Source organism: Microbacterium sp. MMO-113 (assembly GCF_037148555.1).
Lineage (GTDB): Bacteria > Actinomycetota > Actinomycetes > Actinomycetales > Microbacteriaceae > Microbacterium.
The window spans coordinates 527,714-546,186 of the sequence record NZ_JBBCTD010000001.1 but is presented as its reverse complement, the minus strand read 5'-3'; the positions used below and the strand labels follow the sequence as shown (position 1 = coordinate 546,186).

Genomic DNA, 18,473 nt, shown 5'->3' with positions numbered 1-18,473 from the left:
CCTGGGGAGCGGTACCGTCCGGCTCGTAGGGTGGGCACGTGGCAGACACCGACAACCGAGACTCCGAGAACCGCTCCGCAGCCCCGGCCCGCCCGGGACTCGTCGCCCGCGTCACGGGCCCGGTGATCGCCTGGGCCCTGGCTCGGCGACCGGTGAGGGCGGTGCTGCTGTACTCCGAACGCCGCGGTCCGATGCTCGCCGACAGCGTGACCTACCGCGCCCTGTTCAGCGTGTTCGCGGGCGTGCTCCTCGGCTTCTCCCTCGCGGCCCTCTGGCTCTCCGGGAACCCGGAGGCGTGGCGCGCGATCATCGACGCCGTGCAGTCCGCGGTCCCCGGGCTCATCGGCGAGGGCGGCGTCATCAATACCAACGACCTCCGGACCCCGGCGTCGTTCTCGATCGCCGGCATCGTCTCCCTCGTCGCGCTGATCGGTGCCGCGCTCGGCGCCATCGGCTCGCTCCGCACGGCCATCCGGACCATCGCCGGCACGATCCAGGCGGACATCCTGTGGATCTGGGTCATCGTCCGCAACCTCCTGCTCGCCGTCGGCATCGGGCTCGCGTTCGTACTCGCCGCCGGGATCACTTTCATCGGACAGCTCGGGGTGACCTGGATCGGCGATCTGCTCGGGGTGCCGTCGGATTCGCCACTGCTCGCCTGGACGGTCCGTCTCCTGTCCCTGCTCGTGGTCTTCATCCTCGACGCGGCCCTGATCGTCGGCGCCTTCCTCCTGCTCTCCGGCGTCCGGCCCGCCGCGCGTTCCCTGTGGAGCGGCGCCTTCCTCGGCGCCTTCGGCCTCATCGTGCTGCAGCAGCTCTCCGGGCTGTTCGTGGGCGGAGCGACGAGCAATCCCCTCCTCGCGTCGTTCGCCTCGCTCCTCGCGCTCCTGATCTGGCTCCAGCTGTCCACGCAGGTCATCCTCGTCGCGTGCGCCTACATCGTCACCGCCGAAGAGGAGCGCGGCGACCGCCTGCACGAGCGGTTCGGCGCGCGGACGTTCGTCCAGCGTCGGCTGCAGCGCGCCGAGGTCGACGTCAAGATCGCCACGGCAGAGCTGCGCGACGCCCAGCGCGCGGCGGCCGAGGAGAACGGCACGGTCGAGAAGGCGGCCAAGAAAGACTGACCATCCTCGTTGTGACCGCATTCGATATGGTGGTCACAACGAGAGGGGGCGCATGTCCGCACCACGACGGCACACCGTGACCGTTCCCGGCGCCGCGGTGTCGGTCCTGGAATGGCACCCCTCCGTGGAGACGCAACCGCCCGTGCTGCTGCTGCACGGCGGCGGGGCCGACAGTGCGGAGCTCTCCTGGGGAGAGGTCGGGCCGGCGCTGGCGGCGGCCGGACACCGCGTCGTCGCGCCGGACCACCCGGGCTTCGGACGCAGCCCCCGCCTCGATGCGCCGCTCACCCAGGAGCGCCTGGTGCAATACGTCGGCGACCTCGTCGACGCCCTCGGGCTGCACGCCTACGCCATCGGAGGTCTTTCGATGGGCGCGGGCATGACGCTGGGCCATCTGCTCGACCGCCCGGACGGAGCACACGCCGCCGCCCTCCTCGGCAGCTACGGACTGATGCCACGCCTGGCGGACGGCGCCCTCGGCACCCTCTCGCACCTGTCGACCTTCCTGCTCCTGCGTTCGGGCCTGCTCGGTACGATGACACGCGTCTACGCACGCGACCGGAAGGCGATGACGCGAGGCCTCCAGGATCTCGTCCGCTGCCCCGACGCCCGTACCCCGGCTCTCGTCGATGCGGTGCTCGCCGAGGCAGCGACCGGCTCCGGTCTCACGACATTCGGCGACTGGCAGCGGGATCAGGTGTGGCCGTTGCGACTGCGCACCGACTACCGTGATCGGCTCGCCGAGATCCGCGTCCCGGTCCTCCTCGTGCACGGCGACCGCGACTCCGGCGTCCCTCTCCGACGGATCGAGGCCGCCGCGGAGATCCTGCCCGACGGGCAGCTCCTCGTGGCCCCCCGCGCCGGGCACTGGGTGCAGCGGGACCGTCCCGACCTCGTGATCCCCGCCCTGCGCGAGTGGTTCGCCCGAGGCTCCGATGCCTAGGCCGCTCGTCCCGGACCGCCGGGCACGCATCCTCGACGCGGCGGAGCGGATGGTCCTCGCGGAGGGGTTCGACTCGATGAGCGTCGCGGCGATCGCCCGCGCGGCCGGCATCGGCAAAGGCGCCGTCTATCTGGAGTTCGCCGCGAAGCGCGACATCCTCGACGCCCTGCTCCAGCGCGGAACCGCGCGGATCGCCGACGCCGTCGCCCGCACCGCAGGACTGCAGCCCTCGCTCAGCGCCCTCTACCGCGCCACGGCGACGGCGCTGCTCGACGACGAGCTCATGACGGCCGCGTTCCTCGACGACGCGGGAGTGCTCGGGGCCCACGTCGCCGCGCAACCGATCTCCCGGTACCGGACACGTCACGAGCAGGTCGTCGCCGGGATCCGTGGCCTCCAGCGTCAGGGCCGGCTCGTGCCGGACGTGGAGCCCGAAGCCCTCGCCCTCGCGCTCTCCAGCGCCACCCTCGGACTGCTCTCCGCGGCCCGCACGCTGGGACCGCTCGACCGAGGAACGCTGAAGAGCGCCATCGACACGGTCGGCCGCATGGCCGCGAGCTTCGAGACGGAGTGACATGCATCACGAGACATCGGGTCCCCCAGGAGCCACGCCGCTCCTCCTGCTGCACGGCGGCGGCGTCGCCGGCTGGATGTGGGAACCGCTGCGCGCGCACCTCAATCCCGCGCGGCGGATCATCGTCCCGGATCTTCCCGGTCACGGCCGCAGTGCGGCCGAGGACTACGCGTCGCACGAGGAGACGGTGGCGAGGCTCATCCCCCTGCTGGAACGGGAGACCGGACCGGCCACCGTCGTCGGCTTCTCCCTCGGCGCGCAGCTCGCCGTCCTGCTCGCGGCACGACGGCCGGACCTCGTCGCCGACGCCGTCGTCATCAGCGCCCAGGCGGAACCGCTGCGCGCCGTCCGACCGACCCTCGCGTTGCTGCGGCTCACGGCCGGGCTCGCCAGGAACGAGCGGTTCGCGCGTCTGCAGGCGCGCGAACTGTTCATCCCGGACGCACTGCTCCCCCGCTATCTGGAGACCTCCGCCGCCCTCTCACGCACGACCCTGCTGCGTGCCGTCGAGGAGAACCTGCGGTTCGCACCGCCGTCCGCGTGGAGTACGCACCCCGGCTCGGCACTGGTCCTCGTCGGAGGCGACGAGAAGCCGCTCATGCATCGTTCCGCCGCGCTGCTGAACCGTGTCCATCCCCACAGCACCCTCGAGGTCCTCCGTGGATGCGGACACGGCGTCCCGCTGCAACAGCCGGTGGAGCTCGCCGCACGGCTGCAGGAGCGCCTGCCCGGTTGAAGCGGGGTCCGGTCAGCGGTCGCAGGATCCCTTCTCCTGGAGCGCCTCATCCGTGACGATCGCCCCGTCCACGTCGATGTCGATCACGGCCTGATCGTCGACGATCTCGACCCCCGTCAGTGTCAGGCCGGCCGGGAGCTGGTCCGCGATGCACACCCGCCGCGGCTGCGTGATCCCGTCACCGAGGGAGCCGAGCGACGACCCGACGCTGTCGAGATCGATGTCCACGCCGCCGATGCTGGCCGCCACCGGGGTGAGTTCGAGGTCGCCCTCGACAGCCCCGGGAGTGAGGGTGACGGAGACCGGGACCGCGGCGCCGAGCACGTCGAACGAGCCCCCGAGCGTCGCGTTCGGTGCCGCGAACTCCACGGTGTCGACCGGGAGATCCGAGTCGGCGAGCAGAGCGGTGAACTGCTCCTGGTCGATGCGGATGGTGCCGTCGGCGCCGTCGAGGTCGCCGCCCCGCAGCGGAACGCCGGTCGCCGTGACGTCAGCCGCACCGGTGATGCCCTGCAGCGTGACGGCGTCCGTCGACAGCCGCAGGGTGTCGAGACGGCCAGCGAGGAGCTGTGGGAGGAGCATCCCCTCGGTCTCGACGTCCAGCTGCTGATCGGCCGGCAGATCGAGCTGCTCGATGACGATCGAACGCACGACGCCGGGCAGCACCGCCCGGGCGACGAGCTCCGCCGCCACCACGACGGCCGCGAGCACCACCACGACGATGAGCACGACCCACGGCCACCGTCGGCGACGGCTTCCGGCGCTGCCCCGACCGTCCGCCGGATCCGGGACGACGAGCGTCGGGTGCTCGTCCGAGGGCTTCGGGTACGGCAGGGTCGGGTTGTCGTCGCTCATGCCGCTCCCTACATGCGCTCGGGCGCGGAGACGCCGAGCAGGTCGAGCCCGTTGCGGAAGACCTGGCCGGCGGCATCGTTCAGCCACAGGCGCGTGCGGTGCACGTCCTCCACCGGGGCATCGCTCAGCGGGATCACACGGCAGTTGTCGTACCAGCGGTGGTACAGCCCGGCGAGCTCCTCCAGATAGCGCGCGACGCGATGCGGCTCGCGCACCTCGGCGGCGAACGCGACGATGCGCGGGAACTCCTGGAGTGCGCCCAGCAGGGCCGCCTCGGTCTCATGCGTGAGCGTCTCCGGGGCGAAGACCGAGCGGTCGATGCCGGAGTCGACGGCGTTGCGCGCGACGTTGTGGGTGCGGGCGTGTGCGTACTGCACGTAGAACACCGGGTTGTCGTTCGTGCGCTTCTGCAGCAGCTCCGGGTCAAGGTCGAGCGGCGAGTCGGCGGGCGAGCGCTCCAGCGAGTAGCGCAGCGCGTCCGTGCCGAGCCAGTCGAGCAGGTCGTCCATCTCGATGATGTTGCCGGCACGCTTGCTGAGGCGGGCGCCGTTGATCGAGACCATCTGGCCGATCAGCACCTGGATGTTCTTCGCGGGGTCGTCGCCCGCCGCCCCCGCGACCGCCTTGAGACGGTGCACGTAGCCGTGGTGGTCGGCGCCGAGCAGGTAGATCTTGTCGCGGAAGCCGCGGTCGCCCTTGTTCAGGTAGTAGGCGGCGTCGGCCGCGAAGTACGTGTACTCGCCGTTCGAGCGGCGGATCACGCGGTCCTTGTCGTCGCCGAAGTCGGTCGTGCGCACCCAGACGGCGCCGTCCTCGTCGAACACGTGGCCCTGCTCGCGCAGACGGTCGACGGCCTGGTCGATCAGGCTCGACCCCGAGGCGTCCTTCGCGTGCAGGGTGCGCTCGGAGAACCAGACGTCGAACGGCACGTTGAAGCGCTCGAGGGAGTTCTTGATCTCGGCGAGCTGGTACTCGTAGCCGAGCTCGCGGGCGACCGTGAGCTGCTCCTCCCCCGGGAGGTCGAGCAGGTCGGGACGGACCTCGAGCACGCGGCCGGCCAGCGTCGCGATGTACTCCCCCGGGTAGCCGCCCTCCGGCGTGGGCTCCCCCTTCGCCGCAGCCAGCACGGACGCCGCGAAGCGGTCCATCTGCACGCCCGCGTCGTTGATGTAGTACTCGCGCACAGCACGGGCACCGCTCGCGAGGAGCAGGCGGACGATCGCGTCGCCGAGGGCCGCCCAGCGCGTGTGCGCGATGTGCAGCGGCCCGGTGGGGTTCGCCGAGACGAACTCGACGTTCACGCTGACGCCCTCCTGCGAGGAGTTCGTCCCGTAGGCGGGGCCGGCGTCGACGATGACCTTCGCGAGCGCGCCGGCGGCCGCCGCGTCGAGGCGGATGTTGAGGAACCCGGGGCCCGCGACCTCGACGCTCGCGATACCGTCCACATCGGCCAGTCCGTCAGCGATCTGCTGCGCGAGCTCACGCGGGTTCGTGCCGAAGGGCTTGGCCAGGCGCATGGCGATGTTCGAGGCCCAGTCGCCGTGATCGCGGTTGCGCGGGCGCTCCAGCACGATGTCAGCGGCGGTGAGGTCGAACGGCTCGCCCGGACGTCGTTCCTCGGCGATGGGGGCGAGGACGGCGAGGAGGGCGTGGGCGAGCGTTTCAGGATTCATAGATCCCCCAGTTTACGGGGGCGCGCGGGCCCATTCCGTCGCCCCGTGTCCCGGGGAGTTTGCGATCCGCCGTCCGTGATCTACTCTCACACCATGAACGCCCCCGCCGCCCCTCGTCGACTGCGCATCGCGGGCATCGCCGCGGCCCTCCTCGTCGCCGTCGCCGCGGGCGTTCTCGGGGTCTGGCGGCCCTGGGTTCCGGCGCCGTCGTCCCTCCCCGCCGGTGCCGCCGCCGGAGACGAGTCCATCGCGGTGATCGCCCCCGCGCCGCTCGTGCTCCCCGACGAGCCGACCGTCCTCGTGTTCGGCGATTCCTGGACCTACGGCTCGGCCGCCTCCGACCCCACGCTCGGCTACGCATACGTGCTCGCGGACCTCCTGCACGGCACGACCATCGTGGACGGCGTCCGGGGCAGCGGCTACCTCAAGCCCGGCATCGACGGCCCCACCTTCGGCGACCGCATCGCGGCATTGGACCCGACTCTCGCTCCGGACCTCGTCATCATCCAAGGCTCCATCAACGACCGGGCGCAGGGCGCGGCCGGATACCGCGAGGCCGTGACCGCCGCCTGGGACGCGCTGACGGCGCTGTACCCGGAGGCGGCCATCGTCGTGCTCGGTCCCGCGCCGCACGAGCTGCCGGTCGGCGCGCAGACGGCACGGATCGACCGGGATCTCGCGGCTCTCGCCTCAGCCCGCGGCTGGTGGTACATCTCCCCGATCGAGCGGGACTGGATCACCGAGGACAACTATCTCGCCGTCATCGACGTGGAGGTCGGCCGCAAGCATCCGTCCACCGACGGCCACCGCTATCTCGCCGAAAAGCTCGCCGCGGCGCTCGACGAACTGCGCGCCGCGCCGGTCACGGAGGCCGGTGGGTCGGAGACCACCCCCGACGAGTGATATTGTCGATCGGTACGCCTCCGTAGCTCAGTGGATAGAGCGCCGGTTTCCGGTACCGTAGGTCGCAGGTTCGACTCCTGTCGGGGGCACGTACAGCGAGAACCCCCGCCCGATCCGGGCGGGGGTTCTCCGATTCAGACACGACGACGGCGGGTTGCGAGCGCGAGCGTCAGTCCCAGGGCCACCGCCGTCAGGGCGCCCGCGATCGTGGGCGCCAGCCGCGAGCCGTCGAGCCCGGTCGCCGGGAGCGGCCCCGTGTCGGCGGGCGGTTCCGCACCTGACCCCGGCTCGGTCGGGGCAGGCGTCGGGTCCGACGAACACGTCACCACATTCGTGATGACGAAGGCGTTGGCACCGGACTCGAGGGTCACGGCGGCCGGTACCGTCTCGGCGATCGTCACCCCGGTGGTCGACCTCACCGAGCTGGACACGAGGGAGCACTCCTCGGGTTCCAGCGTCGTCACCTCCGAGATCGTCACGGCGTCGCCCGCGCGATACCCGTCGCGAACCGCGCCGAATGGCTGCGGGGTGGTGCCGGCGCTCCCCGGTCCCGTGAGACCGAGTGCCGCCGTGATTCCGGCCGGCTGCGCGCCGTCCGGATAGCGGCCTCCGTCGACGACCCATTCCTTGTCGACGACGACCGACGTCGGTACAGGGGAACGGTTGTACATCGTGCAGCTGACGGCAGCGGCCGCCGGCACGTCCACCGTGAATCCCGTGGCGCCGGACGACGTGACCGGGACTCGTTCGCCCGTCCGCAGATCGACACAGCGTGCGTTCTGCCCTCCCTGCGTCACGAGCGTGTGACCATCCTGCTGCCGCTCCGCCACCGTGACCCTGGAGGCACTGGCTCCGGCGGGCGGCGTGAGCTCGAACGACACCGTACCCGTGCCATCCGCGACGGTGGTCGCGGATGCCGGGGCGATGACCGTGCCCGCCGTCGCGGGCTGGGCGTCGAACGTCCACCCGGCCCCGGCGGGGACGGCGCCTGTGACGTCCTCCTCGGTCGTGTTGCCGGGCACGATCTGCTTCACCACCGACAGGGAGCCTGCGCACCCGGCCAAGGCGAGTTGCCCCAGCTGTTCTGCGGCGCCCGCGTAGTCGGGGGTCTGGAAGAAGTCGGCCTCGGCGAGGTTGTCCCCGTCGAAAGCGACCGGCCCCGAGATCGCGGCGAGATTGAGGGCGCTGACCCCCTGTACTCCGGCGCCGACCCCGAAGGAGACGATCCGCGAACCCTCGGCCTTGAGCGCGTTCGCCGAGAACACCGCAGCCTCGACGTCGGTGAAGTGGGTGTTCGAGCCATCCCCGTGCGTGGCCCCCCAGCGGTCGGGATTGCCGTCGGTGAGCACGACGACGACGTCGTAGCGGGGAGACGCCGCGGCGACCTCTTGCAACGCGCGGTCCCAGTTCGTCCCCGAGCCGAGGCTCCACCCGGCGTACTGCGCCGTGAACGCGTCCGCCCCCGCTTGCGTGGACAGCGAGACCAACTCCGGACGGTTCTCGCTGGGTTCCCCGGTGGCGGACTCGATGCTCGGGGACTGACGGGAGAAGCTGAACACCGACCCGCGAGACGGCGTCCCGACGAGCGCGTTCGCGAAGGCATCGGCGGCCTGTTTGAGCTGCGGGAGCGCCGACCCCACCGAGGCGGAGAGGTCCATCACGATGGCGATGTCGGACCCGCACTTCGCGTCGAGAGCGGGGTTCACCCGGGACTGCTGCCAGACGCCGTTCGACCGCGTCGGCAGCGAGTTCGAGGAGGAGATCATGAATTCGCGCGTAGAACGGTAGGTCTGGCCGGCTTCCACGGCCGGCGTCGGGAAACGGTACGCCGAGGCCGTCGAACTCGATCCGCTCGCCGGGCCCGTGCGCAGGGCGTCGTTGGCATACCATCCGGCCGGCACCCCGACCGTTCCCACCCAGTAGGTGCGGCCGAGCTGGGCGCCGCTGAGGACGAAGCTGCAGTCGCCATCGGCATCCGACGTGCAGAGAGCCTCCGGCGTCGTCGCCGACTGCGACGCGAAGAGTCCGAGCTGGACATCCGCGAGCGGGCCCACCTCGTCATCGGAGATGCGGTCGCCGCCAGCACGGACCGTCACCACCGCGGTCCCGTCGGAGGGAGCGGGGACGGCACCGAGCGCCGCGGCCGGGATCCCGACAGAGCTGCAGAGGAGAACGGCGATCGCGACGGTGAGCACTCTCTTGGACGCCATGCCTCGAACGTAGCGAACGCCCCGAGCGCGGTCCAGCCTCTGCGACTGCGATCGCCCGGGTGCGCTCGTCGCGGTAGCCTGGATCCGTGCCCACCCTCCACATCGCCGGTTCGACGCGCGCTCCGCGCCGTCTGTCGTCCGCGACGCCGATGACGGAGTGGATGCGCGTGGTCCTGCACCCCGGCACCAACGGGTGGACGAGCGTCTGGGGCACCCTCTCGCACGGCGAGATCGCGGGCTGCCCGCCGCCACGGGGATAGGCCGCGCCCGGACGGGTGCGGCGACATCGCGTCACCCATCCATCTGCCGTGAGGTATCCCTGTGTCTTCTTCGTCGTCCCCTGCCCGTTTCCGTCTCGCGCCGCATGAGCTCTGGCGCGGCATCCGCTCCACCGCCCGCAGCGACGTGCTGGGCGGCGGTCTCCTGCTGACCGCCACGCTCGCCGCCCTGATCCTCGCCAACTCCCCCGCCGCCTCCTGGTACGAGGCCGTCAGGGACTTCCGCTTCGGGATCCCGGAGTGGCACCTCGAGCTCAGTGTCGGCGCCTGGGCCGCCGACGGGTTGCTCGCGGTGTTCTTCTTCGTCGTCGGACTGGAGCTGAAGGAGGAGTTCGTCGCCGGCCGCCTCCGCGACCCCCGCCGTGCCGCGCTTCCGATCGCCGCCGCAGTGGGCGGCGTCATCGTCCCCGCCCTGTTCTTCGTCGCGATCAACGCGTCCTCCGGCGCCGAGGTCCTCCGCGGATGGGCGATCCCCACGGCCACGGACATCGCGTTCGCGATCGCGGTGCTCGCCGTCGTCGGCCGCTTCCTGCCGCCGGCGCTGCGGGTGTTCCTGCTGACCCTCGCGATCATTGACGACCTCATCGCCATCACGATCATCGCCACCTTCTACACCGAGACCATCAGCGTCCCCTGGCTGATCCTCGCGCTCCTCCCCCTCGCCGGCTTCGCACTCGCCGTGCAGAACGGCATCCGGTCGTGGTGGATCCTGCTTCCCCTCGCCTTGGCCGTCTGGGCATTCGTGCATGCGTCCGGCGTGCACGCCACGGTGGCCGGCGTGCTGCTCGGCTTCATGGTGCCGGTGCGTCCGACGGCCCGCGCGCGGGTGCGCACGGGGACGGACGCCGACGGCGCCCCGGTGTACGACGGTCTCGCCGCGCACTTCGCGGATCGCTGGGGCATCGTGGCGACCCTCGTCGCCGTGCCGGTGTTCGCGTTCTTCGCGGCCGGGGTCGAGATCGGCGGCATGGACGGCCTGGTCTCGGCGCTGACCGACCCGATCACCATCGGGATCGTGGCGGGCCTCGTGCTCGGCAAGCCGGTCGGCATCCTGCTCACGACCTTCCTGTTGAGCCGGGTGCCGGCGCTGCGCCTCGACGAGACGCTGCGCTGGCCGGATCTCGCCGGCATGTCCCTCCTCGCGGGCATCGGATTCACGGTCTCGCTGCTGGTGGGTGAGCTCGCGTACGGCAGCAGCAGCGTCGCGGACGATCACGTGAAGATCGGCGTGCTCGTCGGCTCACTCCTCGCCGCGGTCCTCGGCGGACTCGTGCTCGCGGCCCGCAGCCGTCGGGCACGCGCCGAGATCGGGCTCCCGCCCGGGGCCTGACCTCGGTCCTCTACGCTCCCCTGCGACATCCGTCAATGCCCTGAGTCATCCCCGAGGCGGTGCCTAGCGTCGGTCACTCCACGTAGCGAAGGAGCACCCGATGAAGGCGATGACCTACCGCGGACCATACAAGATCCGCGTCGAGGAGAAACCCGACCCGACGATCCAACACCCCAACGACGCGATCGTCCGGGTCACGAGAGCCGCCGTGTGCGGGTCGGATCTCCACCTCTTCCACGGCATGATGCCCGACACCCGCATCGGGCACACCTTCGGTCACGAGATCGTCGGGGTGGTCGAGGAGGTCGGTCCCTCCGTGGAGACGCTGCGCCCGGGTGACCGGGTGATGGTGCCGTTCAACATCTACTGCGGCTCGTGCTACTTCTGCCGCCGCGGCCTCTTCTCGAACTGCCACAACGTGAATCCCAACGCGACCGCGGTCGGGGGGATCTACGGCTACTCGCACACGACCGGCGGGTACGACGGCGGGCAGGCGGAGCGCGTGCGCGTGCCGTTCGCGGATGTCGGCCCCTCGGTGATCCCGGAGTGGCTCGCCTCCGACGACGCGCTGCTGCTCACCGACGCGTTCTCCACCGGCTACTTCGGCGCGCAGCAGGCGGACATCGCCGAAGGGGACACGGTGGTCGTGTTCGGCGCCGGGCCCGTCGGTCTGGCCGCCGCCCGCTCGGCCTGGTTCCTCGGCGCAGGACGGGTCATCGTCGTCGACCACCTCGACTACCGGCTCGAGAAGGCACGGGACTTCGCCTTCGCCGAGACGATGCACCTGCACGAAGCCGGTGACATCGTGCTCGCGCTGAAGAAGGCGACCGGCTACCTCGGCGCGGACGTGGTGATCGACGCGGTCGGCGCGGAGGCGGACGGCAGCGTCGTCCAGCACGTGACCGCCGCGAAGCTCAAGCTGCAGGGCGGCTCCCCCGTCGCGGTGAACTGGGCCATCGACAGCGTGCGCAAGGGCGGCACCGTGTCGATCCTCGGTGCCTACGGCCCGCTGGTGACCTCGGTGCGCCTCGGCGACATCATGAACAAGGGGCTCACGGTGCGCGGCAACCAGGCTCCCGTGAAGAGGCAGTGGCCGCGACTGCTCGAACACATCCAGGCGGGGCACATCCGTCCGTCCGAGCTGTTGACCCACCGCTTCCCCCTGGAGCACATCGCGGAGGCCTACCACGTGTTCTCGTCCAAGCTCGACGACTGCATCAAACCGCTCATCGTCGTCGGAGAGGAATGACCATGCCGTACGAAGGATCCCGACCCATCCCCGCACCGACCCCCGATGAGCTGCGTGCCCGGATCCCGGGCTGGGGCGCCGACCTCGCCCCCGAGCACCGCCGCACCTGGCAGCAGCTGGAGGATGTCGGCGACACCGGCGCGCATTGGGACCTCCCCGAGCGTCAGGGCCCCGACCGCGGCCGCGAGCGCTCGATCGAGCACGGGATGCTGCCTCCCGTCTGGGGCACCGCCCAGCCGCTGCACGGCTTGTCCGGCGCCATCCGGCGCGTGGCCTACGACCGGTTCAGCGAGACGAAGAAAACCCGCTGGCTGCTGCTCGTGGTGGGCGACCGCGTCGATGCCGTGACCGCGCACGCCCGCTCGCTGCTCACCCGGCGGCCGGACGACCCCATCACGCAGACCGGCGTCCTCGCGGAACCGCAGCATCGTCCGCTCGCGTCGCGGTTCGGACGCGGCCGCATCGATCTCCGGCACACCTGGCTCGACCCGATCATCGTCGTGGGGCCCTGGGTGCTGACGGCGGTCCTGAGCGTCCGCGCTCTCCGCCGCCTCGGCCGTCGGCGCTGAGCCGGGACCGAGACGGCGGCGTGGTGGCGCTCAGCGCTGCAGGATGTCCGCGGTGACGACCTCCGGACGGAGATCGAGCCGCCGCAGCAGCTGCGCATTGAGCGCCACCACGATCGTCGACAGCGACATGAGCACCGCGCCGACCGACATCGGCAGCACGAAGCCGATCGGAGCGAGCACACCCGCGGCGAGCGGGACGGAGAGCAGGTTGTACCCGGCCGCCCACCAGAGGTTCTGCGTCATCTTCCGGTACGAGGCGCGGGAGAGCGCGATCACCGACAACACCGCACGTGGATCGTCGCCGGCGAGGATCACGCCGGCGGAGGCGATCGCCACGTCCGTGCCGGCGCCGATCGCCAGGCCCACGTCGGCCTGAGCGAGCGCGGGGGCGTCGTTCACGCCGTCACCCACCATCGCGACCTTGCGGCCCTCACGCTGCAGCTCCTGCACCTTCGCGGCCTTGTCCTCCGGCCGGACGCCGGCGAACACACGGTCGATGCCGAGGTCGGCCGCGACGGTGTGCGCGACGGCTTCCGCGTCGCCGGTGATCATCACGACCTGGACGCCGAGCGCATGCAGCGCATCGACCGCGTCCCGCGACTCCGGACGCACCTCGTCCGCGAGCTTGAGCGCCCCGATGACGCGGCCGTCCCGCAGCACGTGCAGGATGATCGCGCCGTCCGCACGCCACCCTTCCGCGACGGGCAGCTCGCGGGCATCCTCCTCCGTGAGCAGGTGCGGGCCGCCGACGCGGATCACGGCACCGTCCACCGTCGCGGTCACCCCCACTGCCGGCGAGGACGAGAAGTCGCGGCTCGCCGGCACGCGGAGCTCCTTGTCGCGAGCGGCCCGGACGATGGCCTTCGCCAGCGGATGCTCGCTGTCGGCCTCGGCGGCCGCGGCGAGCGCCAGCACCTCCTCCGCGGTCTCCGCACCGGCCACCGACACCTCGGAGACGACAGGCTCTCCCTTGGTCAGCGTGCCGGTCTTGTCGAACAGCACGGTGTCGACGGTACGCATGCTCTCCAGGGCCAGCCGGTCCTTCACCAGCACCCCGCCACGGGCCGCGCGCTCGGTCGCGATCGAGACGACGAGCGGGATGGCCAGGCCCAACGCGTGCGGGCAGGCGATCACGAGCACGGTGATCGTGCGGATCACGGCATCGTCCGGCAGGCCGACCGCGCTCCACACCACCGCGGTGATCGCGGCAGCACCGAGCGCGAACCAGAACAGCCAGCCGGCGGCCGTATCGGCCAGACGCTGTGCGCGGGACGAGGAGTTCTGCGCTTCCGTCACGAGCCGCTGGATGCCCGCGAGCGTCGTATCGTCTCCGGTCGCGGTGATCTCCACGCGGAGGCCGGAGTCGGTGGCGACGGTTCCCGCGGTCACCGGATCGCCGGTCGTCCGGGTGACGGTGCGGGACTCCCCCGTCACCATGGACTCGTCCATCGAGGCGCGGCCGTCCACGATCCGCCCGTCGGCGGGGATGCTGCCGCCGGGACGCACCACGACGACATCGCCCACGCGAAGGTCCGACGGGGCGACCCGCACGACCTGATCGCCCTCGACGCGCTCGGCCTCGTCCGGCAGCAGCGCGGCCAACGAGTCGAGGGCGGAGGTGGTCTGCGCCAGCGACCGCATCTCGATCCAGTGCCCGAGCAGCATGATCACGATGAGGAGCGCGAGCTCCCACCAGAAATCGAGCTCATGATGCAGCAGGCCGAGGCTCGCTCCCCACGACGCGACGAATGCCACGGTGATCGCGAGCCCGATGAGCAGCATCATGCCGGGCTGCCGCGCACGGATCTCGCTGACGGCGCCGGTGAGGAACGGCTTGCCTCCCCACACGTACATGACCGTGCCGAGGACCGGCGACACCCAGACCAGGCCCGGGATGTCGGGAAGCGGGTAGCCCACGATCATCGCGAACATGCCCGAGAGCAGCACGGTCGGCACGGCCAGGACGAGCATGATCCAGAACAGCCGCCGGAACTGCGCGACGTGGTCGCCGTGACCACCATGTCCCCCGTGACCGCCGTGGCCGGTGTGGTCCGCGTGCGTGTCGGCCTCCGCTTCAACGGGGTGGCCGTGCGCGGAATGGTCGTGATGCGAGGTGCTCATGTCTTCCCTCCAACGTCGATGATGCCGTGCGGGGCCGGATCTGTCGCGGCCCCGCACGGGTGGGGGCTCAGGCCGCCCTGGTGTACTTCGCGGGATCGGCGTCGAACGCCGGCCCGCAGCCCGCGCAGCAGAAGTAGTAGCGCGTGCCCTCGTGGTCGCGGTACAGCCCCGCGGCCTCGGCCGTGGCGATCACCACCGGTGTGCCGGCCATCACCGGGCATTCGGCCATGCCCTCGGCCGGCGCGGCGAGCAGGTCGGTGCGCCCTTCGGCGGAGACGCCGCTCTGGCGCGGAACGCTGCAGCAGGATCCTGCGGGGGAATCGGACATGTCGGTACTCCTCTGTCTCTCGTTCACGGGGTGTCCACCGCCCTGCTGCGGAAGGACCGCAGGCGGAGGCTGTTGCCGACGACGAAGACGCTGGAGAACGCCATCGCCGCACCGGCGAGCATGGGGTTGAGCAGGCCGAGTGCCGCCAGCGGGATCGCTGCGACGTTATAGGCGAAGGCCCAGAACAGGTTGCCCTTGATCGTGCCGAGCGTGCGCCGGGCCAGGCGGATCGCGTCCGCCGCACTGCGCAGATCGCCGCGGACGAGGGTGATGTCGCTCGCCTCGATCGCCGCGTCTGTCCCGGTCCCCATCGCCATCCCCAGGTCGGCCTGGGCGAGGGCCGCGGCGTCGTTCACGCCGTCTCCCACCATCGCGACGACCTTGCCTTCGTCCTGGAGCCGGCGCACCACGTCCACCTTGTCCTGGGGCAGCACCTCGGCGATCACCTCGGCGATGCCCACCTCGCGGGCGATCTGCTCTGCCACTGCGCGGTTGTCGCCGGTGAGCAGGACAGGCGTCAGTCCCAGCGCCCGGAGCTGCGCCACCGCCTCCGCGCTCGTGGTCTTGACCGCATCGGCGACGACGAGCACCCCGCGGGCACGACCGTCCCAGCCCACCGCGATCGCGGTCTTGCCCTGGGCCTCCGCCTCGGCCTTGGCCGCAGCCAGCCCCGCGGACAAGTGCTGCGACCAGTCGGCGAGCAACGAGGCGCGTCCCACGACGACGGCGTGGCCGTCCACGATGCCGTGGACGCCCCTGCCCTCGACGTTCGCGAACTCCTCGACGCTCGGCAGGGCACCGAGCTCCCGGGTGGCCGCGGCCGCCACGGCCTGCGCGATGGGGTGCTCGGAGGCGTCCTCGAGGGCACCGGCGAGCCGCAGCAGCTCCTCGCCCTCCACGCCGTCGTCGGTGTGCACCGCCGTCAGCGTCATGCGGCCGGCGGTGACGGTCCCCGTCTTGTCGAGCAGGATCGTGTCGACCTTCCGAGTCGACTCGAGCACCTCAGGGCCCTTGATGAGGATGCCCATCTGGGCACCGCGACCCGTGCCGACGAGCAAGGCGGTCGGCGTGGCCAGCCCCAGCGCGCAGGGGCAGGCGATGATGAGCACCGCGACCGCGGCAGTGAAGGCGGCGGACGCCGGGAACCCGGCCCCCAGCCACACTCCCAGCGTGCCGAGGGCGATCACGATCACGATCGGCACGAAGATCCCGGAGATACGGTCCGCGAGGCGCTGCACCTCGGCCTTCCCGGTCTGCGCCTCCTCCACGAGCCGCGCCATCTGGGCGAGCTGGGTGTCTGCGCCGATGCGGGTCGCACGCACCACCAGGCGTCCCCCGGCGTTCACCGTGGCTCCGGTGACGGCATCGCCGGCACCGACCTCCACGGGCACCGACTCGCCGGTCAGCATCGAGGCGTCGACCGCGGACGTGCCGCTGACCACCACGCCGTCGGTGGCGATCTTCTCCCCCGGGCGCACGACGAATGCGTCCCCGACCCGCAGTTCGCTCGTCGGGATCCGGGTCTCGACGCCCTGCCGGAGCACGGCGACCTCCTTCGCGCCGAGCTCCAGCAGCGCCCGGAGCGCCGCACCGGCCTGCCGCTTCGAGCGCTTCTCGAAGTAGCGCCCGGCGAGGATGAACGTGGTCACCCCCGCCCCGACCTCGAGGTAGATGTTCCCGGCGCCGTCGCTGGGCGCGACGGTGAGCTCGAACGGGTGTGTCATGCCGGGCATCCCGGCGGTGCCGAAGAAGAGCGCGTACAACGACCACAGCAGGGCGGCGATCGTGCCCATGGAGATGAGCGTGTCCATCGTGGCCGCACCGTGCCGGAGGTTGATCCACGCCGCCTTGTGGAACGGCCACGCCGCCCACACGATCACGGGGCCCGCGAGCGCGAGCGACAGCCACTGCCAGTACGTGAACTGGAGCGCCGGGATCATCGCCATCGCGATGACCGGGACGGTGAGCACGACGGACGCGATCAACCGGTGACGCAACGCCGTGAGCTCAGGATCCGGCTGCTCTCCGTCGGGCTGCGCACCCTTCGGCGAGGGAGGCGCGGGAACGACGGCGGTGTAGCCGGTCTTCTCGACCTCGGCGATGAGCACGGCGGTGTCCACGCCTTCCGGCGCCGTGACCGTCGCCTTCTCGGTGGCGTAGTTCACGGTCGCGGTGACGCCCTCGAGACGGTTGAGCTTCTTCTCGATCCGCATCGCGCACGACGCGCAGGTCATGCCGCCGATCTCCAGCTCCACGCTGGTCGCGGACGGGGTGTCCATCAGGACCGGACCGCCTGGTAGCCCGCCTCGTCCACGGCGGCCAGCACGGCCCTGTCGTCGACGGGGGCGGAGCTGCGCACCACGAGTCTCCCGCTCTGCGCGCTGACATCGATACCCTCGACACCGGGGATGCGCGACACCTCGTCGCGGATCGCCATCTCGCAGTGGCCGCAGGTCATTCCGGTGACCTGGTACTCGCTCGTGCTCATCATGCTTCCTTTCCTCGGGATACCCCCCTGGGGTACTCCTTCGGCACAACTCTATACCCTCCGAGGGTATTCCCGCACGCCCGGACCGCAGCGGGACTCGTCTTCTCCGGGTGAGGGACGCTCGGCATCCGTCGCCGGGCCTGTGAAGATCGCGGTCATGGACTCCTCACCTCTGTCTTCCTGGCGGGACACCGGCACGCGGCGCACGATCGAGGCGTTCGTCGCCGCCGTGACGGAGGGCACCGACGCCGTCCCCGTCGACGAACGCATCGCGGTGTTCGACAACGACGGCACTCTCTGGTCGGAGAAGCCCATGCCCACCCAGCTGCATTACGTGGTGGAGCGCTGGCGCGAAGAGGCGACACGCGACCCGTCCCTGGCCGACCGGCAGCCCTACCGAGCAGCGGTCACCGGTGACCTCGCCTGGCTCGGCACCGCGATCGACAAGCACTACGCCGGCGACGACTCCGACCTCGGAGTCATCATCCAGGCGCTCCTGGGACTGACCGACGGCGTGAGCGTGGAGGACTACGCCCGCTCCGTGGCGGAGTTCTACCGCACGGCCCAGCACCCGCTCCTGGGCCGCCCCTACGCCGAATCGGTGTACCGCCCGATGGTCGAGCTGCTGCGGTACCTGGAGAGCCACGGCTTCACGTGCTACATCGTGTCGGGCGGCGAGCGCGATTTCATGCGGCCGATGACCCAGGCGAACTACGGCATCCCTCCCGAGCGGGTGATCGGCTCGGCGCTCGGACTCTCCTACGACGAGAAGGATGCCAGCATCCGCTACTCCTCGGCCCTGGCGTTCTTCGACGACGGACCGGAGAAGCCGGTGCGGATCTGGAGTCGGATCGGCCGGCGCCCGCTGCTGGCGGCCGGCAACTCCAACGGCGACATGCCGATGCTCGACTTCGCGCACGGCGGCCCGCGGCCCGGGCTCGCACTGCTGATCCATCACGACGATGGCGGCCGCGACGACACCCCCTACGACACGGGAGCCGAGCGGGCCCTGGACGCCGCAGCCGACCGGGGCTACACCGTGGTCAGCGTGAAGGACGACTGGGCGTCCGTGTTCCCCGACTCCGTCTGAGG

Annotated in this window: 17 protein-coding genes and 1 tRNA gene; 11 read left to right on the top strand and 7 right to left on the bottom strand. The window is 71.2% G+C overall.

Going from position 1 to position 18,473, the window contains the following annotated elements:
- Positions 1 to 38: 38 nt before the first annotated feature.
- From WFJ36_RS02530 to WFJ36_RS02515, 4 genes are read left to right on the top strand one after another with little or no spacing between them, the layout of a single operon-like run.
- Entirely contained in the window at positions 39 to 1,124 is a 1,086-nt protein-coding gene (locus WFJ36_RS02530; protein ID WP_292789337.1) for a YihY/virulence factor BrkB family protein, read from the top strand.
- Positions 1,125 to 1,176: 52 nt separating this feature from the next.
- Positions 1,177 to 2,067 (top strand): alpha/beta fold hydrolase, encoded by an 891-nt coding sequence (locus WFJ36_RS02525; RefSeq protein ID WP_336642582.1) that lies wholly within the window; start codon positions 1,177 to 1,179, stop codon positions 2,065 to 2,067.
- Positions 2,060 to 2,641 (top strand): TetR/AcrR family transcriptional regulator, encoded by a 582-nt coding sequence (locus WFJ36_RS02520; RefSeq protein WP_336642581.1) that lies wholly within the window; start codon positions 2,060 to 2,062, stop codon positions 2,639 to 2,641. Before WFJ36_RS02525 ends, WFJ36_RS02520 begins: the two co-directional genes overlap by 8 nt.
- Before the next feature lies 1 nt (position 2,642).
- Positions 2,643 to 3,377, top strand: a complete 735-nt coding sequence (locus WFJ36_RS02515; protein ID WP_336642580.1) for an alpha/beta fold hydrolase — start codon at positions 2,643 to 2,645, stop codon at positions 3,375 to 3,377.
- A gap of 12 nt (positions 3,378 to 3,389) precedes the next feature.
- On the opposite strand, the gene WFJ36_RS02510 is transcribed toward WFJ36_RS02515, so the two are convergent.
- Positions 3,390 to 4,232, bottom strand: coding sequence for an LmeA family phospholipid-binding protein (locus WFJ36_RS02510; RefSeq protein WP_292789325.1), 843 nt, complete (start codon positions 4,230 to 4,232; stop codon positions 3,390 to 3,392).
- 8 nt (positions 4,233 to 4,240) lie between these two features.
- Positions 4,241 to 5,905, bottom strand: coding sequence for an arginine--tRNA ligase (gene argS, locus WFJ36_RS02505; RefSeq protein ID WP_336642579.1), 1,665 nt, complete (start codon positions 5,903 to 5,905; stop codon positions 4,241 to 4,243).
- Between the two features lie 93 nt (positions 5,906 to 5,998).
- On the opposite strand from argS, the gene WFJ36_RS02500 reads away from it, so the two are divergent.
- Positions 5,999 to 6,808, top strand: coding sequence for an SGNH/GDSL hydrolase family protein (locus tag WFJ36_RS02500; protein WP_292789322.1), 810 nt, complete (start codon positions 5,999 to 6,001; stop codon positions 6,806 to 6,808).
- A gap of 16 nt (positions 6,809 to 6,824) precedes the next feature.
- Positions 6,825 to 6,897: transfer RNA gene (locus tag WFJ36_RS02495), tRNA-Arg, on the top strand.
- Positions 6,898 to 6,942: 45 nt separating this feature from the next.
- On the opposite strand, the gene WFJ36_RS02490 is transcribed toward WFJ36_RS02495, so the two are convergent.
- Complete coding sequence (locus WFJ36_RS02490) at positions 6,943 to 9,018, bottom strand: vWA domain-containing protein (protein WP_071328351.1); 2,076 nt, start codon at positions 9,016 to 9,018, stop codon at positions 6,943 to 6,945.
- An 86-nt stretch (positions 9,019 to 9,104) separates the two neighbouring features.
- Between WFJ36_RS02490 and WFJ36_RS02485 the strand changes: the two genes are divergently transcribed.
- The 4 genes from WFJ36_RS02485 to WFJ36_RS02470 all read left to right on the top strand — a co-directional run bounded on the left by WFJ36_RS02485 (position 9,105) and on the right by WFJ36_RS02470 (position 12,444).
- Positions 9,105 to 9,278: a hypothetical protein gene (locus WFJ36_RS02485; RefSeq protein WP_177173799.1), complete on the top strand. Its 174-nt coding sequence runs from the start codon at positions 9,105 to 9,107 to the stop codon at positions 9,276 to 9,278.
- Positions 9,279 to 9,339: 61 nt separating this feature from the next.
- Positions 9,340 to 10,626: a Na+/H+ antiporter NhaA gene (gene nhaA, locus WFJ36_RS02480; protein WP_336642578.1), complete on the top strand. Its 1,287-nt coding sequence runs from the start codon at positions 9,340 to 9,342 to the stop codon at positions 10,624 to 10,626.
- A gap of 100 nt (positions 10,627 to 10,726) precedes the next feature.
- Entirely contained in the window at positions 10,727 to 11,875 is a 1,149-nt protein-coding gene (locus WFJ36_RS02475; protein ID WP_336642577.1) for a zinc-dependent alcohol dehydrogenase, read from the top strand.
- A gap of 2 nt (positions 11,876 to 11,877) precedes the next feature.
- On the top strand, positions 11,878 to 12,444 hold the full coding sequence (locus WFJ36_RS02470) for a hypothetical protein (protein WP_336642576.1): 567 nt from the start codon (positions 11,878 to 11,880) through the stop codon (positions 12,442 to 12,444).
- Between the two features lie 30 nt (positions 12,445 to 12,474).
- On the opposite strand, the gene WFJ36_RS02465 is transcribed toward WFJ36_RS02470, so the two are convergent.
- From WFJ36_RS02465 to WFJ36_RS02450, 4 genes are all read right to left on the bottom strand, one after another.
- Positions 12,475 to 14,565, bottom strand: a complete 2,091-nt coding sequence (locus WFJ36_RS02465; RefSeq protein ID WP_336642575.1) for a heavy metal translocating P-type ATPase — start codon at positions 14,563 to 14,565, stop codon at positions 12,475 to 12,477.
- 67 nt (positions 14,566 to 14,632) lie between these two features.
- Entirely contained in the window at positions 14,633 to 14,893 is a 261-nt protein-coding gene (locus WFJ36_RS02460; protein ID WP_071328346.1) for a YHS domain-containing protein, read from the bottom strand.
- 23 nt (positions 14,894 to 14,916) lie between these two features.
- Positions 14,917 to 17,172, bottom strand: coding sequence for a heavy metal translocating P-type ATPase (locus tag WFJ36_RS02455; RefSeq protein ID WP_336642574.1), 2,256 nt, complete (start codon positions 17,170 to 17,172; stop codon positions 14,917 to 14,919).
- Positions 17,172 to 17,381 carry a heavy-metal-associated domain-containing protein gene (locus tag WFJ36_RS02450; RefSeq protein WP_336642961.1) on the bottom strand — a complete coding sequence of 70 codons (210 nt, stop codon included), beginning with the start codon at positions 17,379 to 17,381 and terminating at the stop codon, positions 17,172 to 17,174. Before WFJ36_RS02450 ends, WFJ36_RS02455 begins: the two co-directional genes overlap by 1 nt.
- A gap of 157 nt (positions 17,382 to 17,538) precedes the next feature.
- On the opposite strand from WFJ36_RS02450, the gene WFJ36_RS02445 reads away from it, so the two are divergent.
- Positions 17,539 to 18,471 (top strand): HAD family hydrolase, encoded by a 933-nt coding sequence (locus tag WFJ36_RS02445; RefSeq protein ID WP_336642573.1) that lies wholly within the window; start codon positions 17,539 to 17,541, stop codon positions 18,469 to 18,471.
- Positions 18,472 to 18,473: the final 2 nt, after the last annotated feature.

Bases quoted from the DNA above. Each gene is read 5' to 3' on its own strand.
- WFJ36_RS02450 (WP_336642961.1), bottom strand. From the start codon at position 17,381: ATGAGCACGAGCGAGTACCAGGTCACCGGAATGACCTGCGGCCACTGC.
- WFJ36_RS02525 (WP_336642582.1), top strand. From the start codon at position 1,177: ATGTCCGCACCACGACGGCACACCGTGACCGTTCCCGGCGCCGCGGTG.
- WFJ36_RS02490 (WP_071328351.1), bottom strand. From the start codon at position 9,018: ATGGCGTCCAAGAGAGTGCTCACCGTCGCGATCGCCGTTCTCCTCTGC.
- WFJ36_RS02455 (WP_336642574.1), bottom strand. From the start codon at position 17,172: ATGGACACCCCGTCCGCGACCAGCGTGGAGCTGGAGATCGGCGGCATG.
- argS (WP_336642579.1), bottom strand. From the start codon at position 5,905: ATGAATCCTGAAACGCTCGCCCACGCCCTCCTCGCCGTCCTCGCCCCC.
- WFJ36_RS02515 (WP_336642580.1), top strand. From the start codon at position 2,643: ATGCATCACGAGACATCGGGTCCCCCAGGAGCCACGCCGCTCCTCCTG.
- WFJ36_RS02460 (WP_071328346.1), bottom strand. From the start codon at position 14,893: ATGTCCGATTCCCCCGCAGGATCCTGCTGCAGCGTTCCGCGCCAGAGC.
- WFJ36_RS02520 (WP_336642581.1), top strand. From the start codon at position 2,060: ATGCCTAGGCCGCTCGTCCCGGACCGCCGGGCACGCATCCTCGACGCG.
- WFJ36_RS02445 (WP_336642573.1), top strand. From the start codon at position 17,539: ATGGACTCCTCACCTCTGTCTTCCTGGCGGGACACCGGCACGCGGCGC.
- WFJ36_RS02465 (WP_336642575.1), bottom strand. From the start codon at position 14,565: ATGAGCACCTCGCATCACGACCATTCCGCGCACGGCCACCCCGTTGAA.
- WFJ36_RS02475 (WP_336642577.1), top strand. From the start codon at position 10,727: ATGAAGGCGATGACCTACCGCGGACCATACAAGATCCGCGTCGAGGAG.
- WFJ36_RS02500 (WP_292789322.1), top strand. From the start codon at position 5,999: ATGAACGCCCCCGCCGCCCCTCGTCGACTGCGCATCGCGGGCATCGCC.
- WFJ36_RS02470 (WP_336642576.1), top strand. From the start codon at position 11,878: ATGCCGTACGAAGGATCCCGACCCATCCCCGCACCGACCCCCGATGAG.
- WFJ36_RS02510 (WP_292789325.1), bottom strand. From the start codon at position 4,232: ATGAGCGACGACAACCCGACCCTGCCGTACCCGAAGCCCTCGGACGAG.